This is a genomic window from Solibacillus sp. CAU 1738, from assembly GCF_039888725.1.
Lineage (GTDB): Bacteria > Bacillota > Bacilli > Bacillales_A > Planococcaceae > Metasolibacillus.
On sequence record NZ_JBDQQN010000003.1, the window covers coordinates 384,033 to 396,762 of the forward strand.

Consider the following 12,730-nt stretch of genomic DNA (forward strand, 5'->3'; position numbering starts at 1 on the left):
TGATTGTTTTGCAATAAAGGGGATGCAAAACAATAATATTTCAACAAGGGGGAAAGACAATGAGTACATTACTAATTGTTAACTGGGTAGCATTTGCTGTTGTGTTATTATATGGAGTCGGCTTATTTGCGTATCTACTTAAAACACGCTATGAATTCATTCAGTTAGGAAGAAAAGAAGAGTTCAATCAAAAAATGTCCGACCGAATTGGCGATATTATTGAAAAAGTATTCGGGCAATCCAAATTATTAAAAGATAAAAAAATGGGTGTAGTACATGTGCTATTTTTCTACGGATTTTTACTCGTACAATTAGGCGCGATTGATTTAATTTTGAAAGGATTAGTACCTGGAGCACATTTACCATTTGGACCACTGTACCCATTCTTTACATTTTTCCAAGAAATCGTAGCACTAACGATTTTAGTAGCAGTATTAATCGCGTTTTATCGCCGTTATGTGGAAAAGCTCGTACGACTAAAGCGAGGGTTTAAGAATGGTTTAGTGTTGATTTTTATCGGTGGATTAATGGTTTCAACATTATTCGCAAACGGTATGGGGCTAATTTGGCATGAACATGGTTTAACAGGTGCAGAGCCCGTTGCATCAGCCATTGCGTATGTATTTAGCTTCCTATCACCAACAGTTGCAGCGGCTATTTTTTATGTAATGTGGTGGGTGCATTTACTAATCCTATTAACATTCCTAGTATATGTACCGCAATCAAAGCACTTCCACTTAATTACGAGTATTTTCAATGTTTTCTTAAACCGTCAAGAGCGTATGGGGACACTGCGTCCAATCGACTTTACGGCGCTTGAGGAAGCAGAAGATGAGGCGGATATGCCAGCACTTGGGGTAGGAAAAATTCAAGACTTTACACAAAAACAGCTTATCGACTTGTATGCTTGTGTAGAATGCGGTCGCTGTACGAATATGTGTCCAGCAACAGGTACAGGGAAAATGCTGTCGCCAATGGACTTAATCGTCAAATTGCGTGACCATTTAACATTTACAGGTGCTGTTGTAACAAAACAAAAGCCTTGGGTGCCATATCAAATGTTTAAAAACACACAAGGAAACCAGCTTGCTTTGGCTGCTGGTGCTGAAGGTGCTGTTATAGAAAACATTTATAACCCGTCATTAATTGGGGACGTCATTACAGAAGAAGAAATTTGGGCTTGTACAACTTGCCGTAACTGTGAAGATCAATGTCCGGTTATGAACGAGCACGTTGATAAAATTATTGACCTCCGTCGTTACTTAACAATGACAGAAGGGAAAGTGAACCCAGATGCCCAACGTGCGATGACAAATATCGAGCGTCAAGGAAATCCTTGGGGACTAAACCGTAAAGAAAAAGAAAACTGGCGTGAACTAGATGAATCCATTCATATTCCGACAGTTAAAGAGCTTAAAAAATCCGGTGAAGAAATGGAATATTTATTCTGGGTTGGTTCGATGGGCTCATTTGACAACCGTTCGCAAAAAATTGCATTAGCATTTGCACGATTAATGAATGAAGCCGGTGTGAAGTTTGCGATTTTAGGAAATAAAGAGAAAAACTCTGGAGATACGCCGCGTCGTTTAGGGAATGAGTTTTTATTCCAAGAGTTAGCAACTGCTAATATTGACGAGTTTGAGAAAAACGACGTGAAGAAAATCGTCACAATCGATCCGCATGCCTACAATATATTCAAAAATGAGTACAAAGATTTCGGGTGGAATGGTGAAGTACTTCACCATACAGAGTTATTATATGACTTAATACAACAAGGTCGTTTAACAATGAACTATAAAGTAGAAGAGACCATTGTATTCCATGATTCATGTTATTTAGGTCGCTACAATGATGTGTATGATCCGCCAAGAGAAATATTAAAAGGCATTCCAGGTGTTAAGTTAGTTGAAATGGAACGTAACCGTGAAACTGGTATGTGCTGTGGTGCTGGTGGTGGTTTAATGTGGATGGAAGAACATGTCGGCAACCGCATTAACGTGGCACGTACAGAACAAGCACTAGCGACGAATGCATCAGTCATTTCATCAGGCTGTCCATACTGCTTAACGATGTTATCTGACGGCACAAAAGCGAAGGAAGTAGAAGAATCAGTTGGTACTTTCGATATTGCAGAATTATTAGAGCGTGCTGTATTTGGCGATCATCAAAAGCAAGCTGCAGAAGAGGAAGTAGTCGAGGAAATGGTAGAAGAAACTATTGAAGCTGATCCTGTAGTAATTGCTACAGAGGAAGTTGAGCTAGTGGAAGAAGCTCCGGGATTAACAGCTGTGACTGAAGAGGCAACGATTGTGGAGGAAGAGTCACCTACAGAGGAAGTTCTTGCTGTCAACGAAGCAGAAGAACCGTCTCATGAGGAAATCGTTGTCATGGAAGAAATAACAGTTGTTGATGAAAGTCCACATCAACTAGAGGCAGAAGAAGCTGCAACTATTGAAGCCACTAAAGAAGAGTCAATTGCTGAGGAAGAAAATTCTGCAGAAGATAAAAACTAATCTTAAAAGCGTAAAGCTATGCTACATCTATGTAGTATAGCTTTTTCTAATAAGACAACATTTGACGAAGAATCCATAGTGCTTGCAACTTAACCATTGTGAATATTAACGACTATCTATATAATTAAAAAAATCTGAAAATATATTTGAAAAGTCACATATCTTTTAGTAAAATTTGAAATAACAAATATATTTTGTTATTTTTTTCTACCGAAACTGAGCGAGCGTTCAGTCAGTAAGCGAATTGATCAATCAAACAAAGGGGTGTGTGGATTGAATAGAACGGTTATTTTAGATGGTGCGCGTACAGCATTCGGCAAATTTGGTGGTAGTCTAGCGAGCTTACAAGCGAGTGATTTAGGCGGAATTGCCATTGAAGCAGCATTACAAAAAGCCAATATTGCACCACAAGAAGTAGGAGAAGTTATTATCGGAACAGTCCTGCAAGCAGGGCAAGGACAAATTCCTTCTCGACAAGCGGCTACAAAAGCAAACATTCCGTGGCATGTGAAAACAGAAACAATTAATAAAGTATGTGCATCAGGAATGCGCAGTGTGACGCTAGCAGATCAGCTTATTCGTTTAGGGGACGAAGAAGTAATCGTTGCTGGAGGTATGGAATCGATGTCAAACGCGCCGTATTATTTACCTAAAGGTCGCTTCGGTTTACGTATGGGTGACGCACAAATGGTAGATGGCATGGTCTATGACGGGCTTTCTTGCTCATTTGATCCAAAGCATGTTCATATGGGCACTTACGGCAATCAAACAGCAGAGCAATTTAAATGTACTCGCGAAGAGCAAGATGTGTGGGCAGTGCGCAGTCATAAATTAGCGCTACAAGCAATTGAATCAGGCAAATTTGCAGAGGAAATTACCGCAGTGGAAATTCCACAACGTAAAGGGGAAGCAATCATTGTCGACACAGATGAAGCACCGCGCCAAGGCACAACTTTGGAAGCGCTCACAGCATTGAAATCAGCTTTTAGTAAAGACGGCACAATTACTGCAGGCAATGCACCGGGTGTTAATGATGGGGCATGTGCGCTCGTTTGTATGAGTGAGGAACGTGCGAAGCGAGAAAACAGACAGCCGCTAGCAACAATTATCGGGCATGCAGAAATTGGCGTTGCACCACAAGATTTTCCTCAAACACCGGGACTTGTCATTAATACATTGCTTGAAAAAACAGGGAAAACAATTGCCGATATTGATTTATTCGAAATTAATGAGGCGTTTGCGGCGGTTGCTTTAGTAAGTAATCAAATCGCTGGATTAGACGAAACAAAAGTCAATGTCAACGGCGGGGCAGTAGCGCTTGGACACCCAATCGGAGCGAGTGGTGCACGTATTATTTTAACATTAGCATATGAATTACGTCGTCGCGGTGGCGGCATTGGAATTGCAGCAATTTGTTCAGGTGGCGGTCAAGGGGATGCCATTATGATTGAAGTGGGGGCGGAGAAATGATTCAAAAAGTAATGGTCATTGGCGCAGGGCAAATGGGGTCAGGTATTGCGCAAGTTTGTGCACAAGCAGGCTACGAAGTCGTGTTAAATGATATGAAGCAAGAATTTTTCGAGCGCGGTTTAGGTGTGATTACCAAAAATTTAGCGCGCGATGTGGATAAAGGACGTAAAACAGAAGACGAAAAGCAAGCAATATTGTCTCGCATTTCGATGTCGCTCGATTTACAAGACGCAAAAGATGTAGATATCGTCATCGAAGCGGCAGTTGAAAATATGGAAATCAAGCAATCTATTTTTAAACAGCTAGATACTATAGCACCAGAGCATACGATTTTAGCGACTAATACATCGAGCTTACCGATTACCGAAATTGCAGCTGTCACTAGCCGTCCGGAAAAAGTAATCGGCATGCATTTTATGAATCCGGTTCCAGTAATGAAGCTAGTTGAAATTATTCGCGGGCTAGCAACTGCGGATGATGTATATAAAGCAGTGGAAGAAATGACATTAAAGCTTGCCAAAACACCGGTTGAAGTGAACGACTTCCCGGGATTTATTTCCAACCGTATTTTACTACCGATGATTAATGAAGCGATTTATGCATTATATGAAGGGGTTGCAACGAAAAAAGCAATTGATGATGTAATGAAGCTCGGTATGAATCATCCAATGGGCCCGCTTACGTTAGCAGACTTTATCGGCTTAGATACGTGTCTATACATTATGGAAATTATGCATGACGGCTTAGGTGATAGTAAATATCGTCCTTGCCCACTACTTCGTAAATATGTAGCAGCTGGCTGGTTAGGGAAAAAATCAGGTCGCGGGTTCTACGTTTACGAATAGGAGGGATTTAAGTTGGAATTACGTTTTACGGAAGTGCAGCTCATGATGCGCGATATGGTACGCGATTTTGCACAGAGCGAAATTGCACCATTTATTGAACGCATGGAGGCGGGAGAATTTCCGCGGGATATTTTAAAGAAAATGGGCGAGCTTGGGTTAATGGGAATTACTGCACCTGAACAGTACGGTGGTTCGGAGATGGACTTTACTTCATATATTTTAGCAATTAATGAATTATCAAAAGTAAGCGCAGTCGTTGGGGTTATTTTATCGGTACATACTTCAGTCGGTACAAATCCGATTTTGTACTTTGGCAATGAAGAGCAAAAGCAAAAGTATGTACCACGTTTAGCGAGCGGTGACTATTTAGGGGCATTTTGCTTAACAGAGCCAAGTGCTGGTAGTGATGCAGGTTCATTAAAGTCTCGCGCTGTGAAAGACGGCGACAATTACATCATTAACGGTTCAAAAGTGTTTATTACGAACGGTGGCGAGGCCGATGTGTATATCGTCTTTGCGTCTACAGAGCCACAACAAGGCACGCGCGGTATTTCAGCTTTCATCGTCGAAAAGGATACACCAGGGCTTATCATCGGAAAAGATGAGCAAAAAATGGGCTTACACGGCTCGCGGACAGTGCAGTTAACATTTGACAATATGGTCGTGCCGGCAGAAAACTTACTCGGTGCTAAAGGTGAAGGATTTAAAATTGCAATGGCTAACTTAGATGTTGGACGTATCGGCATCGCAGCTCAAGCACTCGGTATTGCGGAAGCGGCCTTTGAAGCTGCGAGTGCTTACGCAAAAGAACGCGTGCAATTCGGGAAACCAATTGCCGCTCAGCAAGGAGTAGGATTTAAACTAGCGGATATGGCAACGGCGATTGAAGCAGCAAGACTATTAGTATACAGAGCAGCTGATTTACGCTCAAAAGGCTTACCTTGTGGAGCAGAGGCATCGATGGCGAAATTATTTGCATCGAAAACAGCAGTTCAAGTAGCGATTGAAGCGGTACAGATTTTCGGCGGATACGGCTACACAGAGGATTATCCTGTAGAGCGTTATTTCCGTGATGCAAAAGTGACGGAAATTTACGAAGGTACAAGTGAAATTCAACGCATGGTTATAAGTAAGAATTTATTGAAATGAGTGGGCGGGACTCGACACTGGCCCGTAGCTTATTAATAAATCGATTAACAGATATATTGATTATTCAAATATCGATAAATGGCGTAATTTCTCTAATAGAATAACTGATAAAAAACATTTACTAGTTGATTGGAGTGAAGGCGACTCGACTCCTGCAGGAAAAGAGCGAGCTGAAAATCCATTTCTATCGGCTCTAGCCGATAGAAATTAGTTGAAGCCGTGCCTGCGGGAGTATTTGAACGAATACTAAAAGCGTCACATCATGTGACAACGTATTCGTGACCAACATCATGTTGGCCTCAGCCGTAGCGGAAATCAACGTAACCTATTGTGCAATGTAACAATAAAAGGTAAATTAATACATTTAATGGACTAATTCAAACAAAGGGGATTGATTAATATGAATTTTCAACTATCAGAAGAACATGAACAATTACGCGAAATGATTCGTGATTTTGCTTTAAACGAAGTAGCACCAACTGCAGCAGAGCGAGACGAAAACGAAGAGTTTGACCGTGCGATTTTTGATAAAATGGCGGAGCTTGGTTTAACAGGTATTCCATGGCCGGAAGAGTACGGCGGTGCAGGCTTTGACTACTTAGCGTACTGTATCGCAGTAGAAGAGCTATCACGTGTATGTGCTTCAACAGGGGTAACATTATCAGCACATACATCGCTTGCAGGCTGGCCGATTTATAAATTTGGATCAGAAGAGCAAAAGCAAAAATATCTTCGTCCAATGGCAGAAGGTAAAAAAATAGGCGCTTACGGCTTAACGGAGCCAGGTTCAGGGTCTGATGCAGGCGGTATGAAAACGTACGCAACATTAGATGGGGATCATTACGTATTAAATGGCTCAAAAATTTTCATTACAAACGGGGGAGTTGCTGATATTTATGTAGTTTTTGCAGTAACTGATCCTGAAGCAAAACATGGTACGACTGCATTTATCGTGGAAGCTGACACACCAGGCTTCTCAGTAGGGAAAAAAGAGAAAAAATTAGGTATTCGTTCATCTCCAACGACAGAAATCATTTTCGAAAATTGTCGAGTACCGAAAGAAAATATACTTGGTGAATTAGGTCAAGGCTTTGTCATTGCAATGAAAACATTAGATGGCGGTCGTAACGGCATTGCTGCACAAGCAGTAGGAATTGCACAAGGAGCATTAGACGCTGCTATTGAATATTCGAAAGAGCGTGTACAATTCGGCAAACCAATTGTTGCAAATCAAGGTGTATCGTTCAAATTAGCAGATATGGCTACAGCAATTGAGGCATCCCGTTTACTCACTTATCAAGCAGCTTGGTTAGAAACAAATGAACTACCATACGGTAAAGCATCGGCAATGGCGAAATTAATGGCTGGCGATACAGCGATGGACGTAACGACGGAAGCGGTTCAAATTTTTGGAGGCTACGGTTATACGAAAGATTATCCAGTTGAGCGTTTTATGCGTGATGCGAAAATTACGCAAATATACGAAGGTACGCAAGAAATTCAGCGACTTGTAATTTCGCGTATGGTTACAAAATAATGTATGGTGAAAAATAGCGAAAAGCTGCAAGTCGAAACATCTGTTAAAGATGAACAGTTAATCGAAATTCGCCGTCAGCAAATTGTCGATGCAGCTATTGGATTATTTAAAGAAAAAGGCTTTCACCGTGCGACAACGCGTGAAATTGCCAAGGCGGCGGGCTTTAGTATCGGTACATTATATGAATATATTCGTATAAAAGAGGACGTACTATATTTAGTTTGTGACAATATATATCATGAAGTAACACAGCGCCTATCTAGTTTTCCGGCACACTCTGGTACGGTTGATGAATTGAAGGAAGCAATTAAACAATACTTCTCGCTCATTCACAGTATGAATGACGCCTTTACAATCATGTACCAGGAAACGAAGTCGCTACCGAAAGAGGCAATGCAGTATGTGCTGAACAAAGAGATGGAAATGGTAGCGATATTCGAGCAAATATTGAAAAGCTGTGTAATCTCGGGGGAAATTACACTGTCGGAACGTGAATTGTTTTTAGCTGCTAATCATTTAGTAGTTCAAGGACAGAGCTGGGCTTTCCGCAAATGGGCGCTCCATAAGCAATTTACAATTGATGAATACATTGAATATCAAACGAATATGTTTTTATTTGGTGTATTACGCATGTAGAAAAAATCTAAACCGCAAATTGCATACGTAATCGTGATGCAGGTTGCGGTTTTTATAACTATCACAATGAGGGTTAAATAATCGACTGCGTATTCGTACCATTCGGAGGGAAGGGCATACGAATATTATTTCGAAATGGGGAGGAATTTTTTATGGTAAAGGTGGAAGTATATCGTCCAAAAAATCATGTGCGTTTTGTTACAGCATCGAGTCTTTTTGATGGGCACGATGCTTCAATCAATATTATGCGCCGTATTTTGCAATCTAGCGGTGTGGAAGTCATCCATTTAGGACATAATCGCTCGGTTGAGGAAGTAGTCAATGCAGCCATTCAAGAAGATGCGCAAGGCATTGCTATTTCGAGTTATCAAGGCGGACATATGGAATATTTCAAATATATGTATGACCTGCTACGTGAAAAAGGGGCTCCGCATATTAAAATTTATGGCGGTGGTGGGGGCGTTATTTTACCCCGTGAAATTAAAGAGCTACACGCTTATGGCATTGCGGGTATTTTTTCACCAGAAGACGGACGCGAATTGGGCTTACAAGGCATGATTAATCGCAATATCGAAGGCTCTGATTTTTCAACTTTACATGGAAATTACGATGAATTGCTAGATCAGCTTTCAACGGATACGCCTGAAATATTAGCTAATTTAATTACTGCTGCTGAAAATGGTGGAGATGAAGTGAGCTCTTTTTTACAAGCAGCAAGAGCACGTTCAAAAAAAACACCAGTACTAGGTATTACAGGAACGGGTGGCGCCGGTAAATCATCATTAACTGATGAACTAATCCGACGTTTCCTGCAAGAATTTCCGGATAAAAAAATGGCCATTATTTCAGTGGATCCAACGAAGCAAAAAACGGGCGGTGCACTACTTGGTGACCGAATTCGTATGAACGCAATCTTCAACAATCGAATATATATGCGCAGTTTAGCAACTCGTGGCTCTCGTACAGAATTATCGGCCTCGATTGGCGATGTATTAGATGTTGTAAAGGTAGCAGGCTATGACTTAATCATTATTGAAACGAGCGGAATTGGGCAAGGCGATGCAGAGATAACGAAATATACAGACTTATCGATGTATGTGATGACAAGCGAATTCGGTGCGCCAACGCAGCTCGAAAAAATTGATATGATTGATTACGCGGACCTTATTGTCATTAATAAATTCGAGAGAAAGGGTTCAGAAGATGCGCTTCGACAAGTACAAAAGCAGTACCAGCGCTCACATGAATTATGGAATGCTGATTTAAATACGATGCCTGTTTATGGTACTATTGCAAGTCAGTTTAATGATAAAGGTACGAATTCGTTATTTGCAGCACTCGTTAGCAAAATTAATGAAAAATTCGAGTTGAATTGGGAAACTTCTTATGAGCAATTCATTAAAACTCAAAAGCAAAATGTCATTATTCCGAATGACCGTCGCTATTACTTACGTGAAATTACGGACACGGTGCGCGGCTATCATAAAAAATCAGCACAGCAAGTCGACTTTGCTCGTAAGTTGTATCAATTAGAAGGGGCGAAAAAGCAACTCCCAACAACTGAAACGACACTGATTGCATCTATTGATTTATTAATTGAAGGAGTAACGAATGAGCTTACTGCTGAATCGAAACGTATTTTAGGGAATTGGTCTGCATTAAAAGAAGCGTATGCAGGCGAAGAATTTGTAACGAAAGTACGGGATAAAGAAATTCGCACGATTCTCCGTACATCGTCATTATCAGGGACGAAAATTCCAAAAGTCGCATTACCTAAATATGAAGACTACGGGGAAATTTTGCGCTGGGTGTATGCAGAAAATGTACCAGGGGAATTCCCGTACACTGCAGGCGTATTCCCGTTCAAGCGTGAAGGGGAAGATCCAAAGCGCCAATTTGCAGGAGAAGGAACACCGGAGCGCACGAATAAACGCTTCCACTATTTATCGAAAGACGATGATGCGAAACGTTTATCTACAGCGTTCGATTCGGTAACATTATACGGCGAGGATCCACATACACGTCCTGATATTTACGGGAAAGTTGGGGAATCGGGTGTCAGCATTTGTACGCTAGATGATATGAAAAAGCTTTATGCTGGCTTTGATTTATGTGCACCATCTACATCTGTGTCGATGACGATTAACGGTCCGGCACCAATTATTTTAGCGATGTTTATGAATACGGCGATTGACCAGCAAGTGAAAATTCGAGAGGAACAACTTGGTCGGACGTTAACGGTTGAAGAATTTACGGAAGTGCGTGCCAAAACATTACAAGTCGTACGTGGTACAGTACAAGCAGATATTTTAAAAGAAGATCAAGGTCAAAATACATGTATATTTTCTACGGAATTTGCACTGCGCATGATGGGAGATATCCAGCAGTATTTTATCGACCAGAAAGTGCGTAACTATTACTCCGTATCGATTTCTGGGTATCATATTGCTGAGGCTGGGGCAAATCCGATTTCGCAGTTAGCGTTTACACTTGCGAACGGTTTTACGTATGTAGAGTATTATTTAAGTCGAGGTATGCAAATTGATGACTTTGCGCCGAACTTAAGCTTCTTCTTTTCGAACGGCTTAGATCCTGAATATACCGTAATTGGTCGAGTAGCGCGTCGTATTTGGGCGATTGTAATGCGAGATAAATACGGTGCCAATGATAGGTCACAAAAGCTAAAATATCATATTCAGACATCAGGTCGTAGCTTACACGCACAGGAAATTGATTTCAATGATATTCGTACTACATTGCAGGCGTTAATGGCGTTACAGGATAATTGTAACTCGTTGCACACGAATGCATATGACGAGGCCATCACAACACCGACTGAAGAATCTGTACGTCGGGCAATGGCTATTCAAATGATTATTACGAAAGAACATGGCTTATCAAAAAATGAAAATCCACTACAAGGCGCATTTATTGTCGAAGAACTAACGGATATATTAGAACGAGCAGTGTTAGAAGAATTTGACCGAATGAATGATCGTGGCGGTGTACTTGGCGCGATGGAAACTCAATATCAGCGCGGTAAAATTCAAGAGGAATCGATGTATTATGAGCACTTAAAGCATTCAGGAGAGCTGCCAATTATCGGTGTCAATACGTACTTGAATCCAAATCCACCTACAGATGAAGCGATTGATAGTATGGAAATCGCACGTGCTACGACAGAAGAAAAAGACTTACAAATCGCAAATCTTGAAGCGTTTAAAGTACGTCATAGTAATGAGTCTGAAGCGGCAATTGCTCGATTGAAGCAAACAGCCGTAACAGGAGGCAATATTTTTGAAGAGCTAATGGAGACAGTGCAGGTTGCAAGTCTAGGTCAAATTACAAATGCACTATACGAAGTAGGTGGGCAATATCGTCGCAATATGTAATATGCTAAAATATTCAAAAATAAACTACTTTATATAAAATTTCCACTGACTTTCGAACCTTTTTTATAAAATAGGGTAAAATATCGGTATTTAAAGCGATACGTATCCTAAATATTTAGGTATACTAATTTTACAAAATCGAAAGGAGGGGCAAGCGGATGAAAAGTTTTCTAACATATATGGTTATACTTACTGGTTTGTTCGCAACTTTCATTTTGTATAATAAACAAATGGCATCAGTGCCATTGCTCCTTTTGTCAGCGTTTTTCTTTTATTTAGGTATTAAAGAAGTAGTGAAAATAAAAAACAATAAATGAAACTAGCATAGTGATAGGATGTTTGTATATAATGGGTATTATGCTTTCGTTTTTATTTAATAGAACGGATCTATCTCTATAATAGGTATGATAAAAGAAAGGGCGTGCACGATTTGAACTTTCGTGAAATGACAAAAGAACAACTAGCAGAAGAGTCGTTAATCGACTTAGCATACGCAATATTAGAAGAAAGAAAATCTGCCATTGCATTTGCAGATTTATTAAAAGAAATCCAAAAATTAAATGGATTTTCTGAGGCAGAATTAAAAGATCGTTTATTGCAATTTTATACAGATATGAATATTGACGGTCGATTCTTGTTAAACCATGAAAACGGCTGGGGCTTACGTACTTGGTATAAAATTGAAACAATTGAAGAAGAAACTGCACCAACAGTTAAAATTCGCAAGAAAAAATCGAAGGCTGCTGTTGATGAAGACGATGATTTAGAAGATCTTGATGAAGAAGATGTAGTATTTGAAGAAGACTTCGATGAGTTCGTGGACGAAGAAGAAGAAATCGAAGACGAAGAAGTAATTGAATTCGACGAAGAAGAAATCGAAGACCTTGATGCCGAAATCGACGAAGAGTTAATCGATGAAGAAGACGAATTCCTTTTAGAAGATGTAGAAGAGGAAGACCTAGAAGAGGAAGAAGAGATTTAACTATTTCGTTGCATAAGCAATTTTTATATAATAAACATATGTTTGTTACGAACAAAAGTGCTTGACTTCTTTTCTTGTTCCGAATAATCTTTTACTTGGGCTCCTTAAAAAAGGAGATTGACCGTATAAGTTATACGCTCCCCCTGCACAATATGCAGGAGGGAGCGTTTTTTGTTTTTTTATAAATGGTTTTACAACCTTAAGTA

Annotated in this window: 9 protein-coding genes; all 9 read left to right on the forward strand. The window is 40.3% G+C overall.

The features are described from left to right. The first annotated feature begins 59 nt into the window (after positions 1-59). The 9 genes from AAFN87_RS11345 to rpoE all read left to right on the forward strand — a co-directional run bounded on the left by AAFN87_RS11345 (position 60) and on the right by rpoE (position 12,524). Positions 60-2,513 carry a heterodisulfide reductase-related iron-sulfur binding cluster gene (locus AAFN87_RS11345; RefSeq protein WP_347791175.1) on the forward strand — a complete coding sequence of 818 codons (2,454 nt, stop codon included), beginning with the start codon at positions 60-62 and terminating at the stop codon, positions 2,511-2,513. A gap of 273 nt (positions 2,514-2,786) precedes the next feature. Continuing rightward, on the forward strand, positions 2,787-3,983 hold the full coding sequence (locus tag AAFN87_RS11350; protein ID WP_347791176.1) for an acetyl-CoA C-acetyltransferase: 1,197 nt from the start codon (positions 2,787-2,789) through the stop codon (positions 3,981-3,983). Next, on the forward strand, positions 3,980-4,828 hold the full coding sequence (locus AAFN87_RS11355; protein WP_347791177.1) for a 3-hydroxybutyryl-CoA dehydrogenase: 849 nt from the start codon (positions 3,980-3,982) through the stop codon (positions 4,826-4,828). Before AAFN87_RS11350 ends, AAFN87_RS11355 begins: the two co-directional genes overlap by 4 nt. A gap of 12 nt (positions 4,829-4,840) precedes the next feature. After that, the gene (locus tag AAFN87_RS11360; RefSeq protein ID WP_347791178.1) at positions 4,841-5,977 is read left to right on the forward strand and encodes an acyl-CoA dehydrogenase; all 1,137 of its coding nucleotides are present in this window, start codon (positions 4,841-4,843) and stop codon (positions 5,975-5,977) included. A 400-nt stretch (positions 5,978-6,377) separates the two neighbouring features. Continuing rightward, positions 6,378-7,514, forward strand: a complete 1,137-nt coding sequence (locus tag AAFN87_RS11365) for an acyl-CoA dehydrogenase (RefSeq protein WP_347791179.1) — start codon at positions 6,378-6,380, stop codon at positions 7,512-7,514. A 3-nt stretch (positions 7,515-7,517) separates the two neighbouring features. Further along, entirely contained in the window at positions 7,518-8,150 is a 633-nt protein-coding gene (locus tag AAFN87_RS11370) for a TetR/AcrR family transcriptional regulator (RefSeq protein ID WP_347791180.1), read from the forward strand. Positions 8,151-8,302: 152 nt separating this feature from the next. Next, entirely contained in the window at positions 8,303-11,542 is a 3,240-nt protein-coding gene (gene icmF / locus AAFN87_RS11375; protein WP_347791181.1) for a fused isobutyryl-CoA mutase/GTPase IcmF, read from the forward strand. 158 nt (positions 11,543-11,700) lie between these two features. Then, complete coding sequence (locus tag AAFN87_RS11380) at positions 11,701-11,859, forward strand: hypothetical protein (RefSeq protein WP_347791182.1); 159 nt, start codon at positions 11,701-11,703, stop codon at positions 11,857-11,859. 113 nt (positions 11,860-11,972) lie between these two features. After that, positions 11,973-12,524 (forward strand): DNA-directed RNA polymerase subunit delta, encoded by a 552-nt coding sequence (gene rpoE / locus AAFN87_RS11385; RefSeq protein ID WP_347791183.1) that lies wholly within the window; start codon positions 11,973-11,975, stop codon positions 12,522-12,524. Positions 12,525-12,730: the final 206 nt, after the last annotated feature.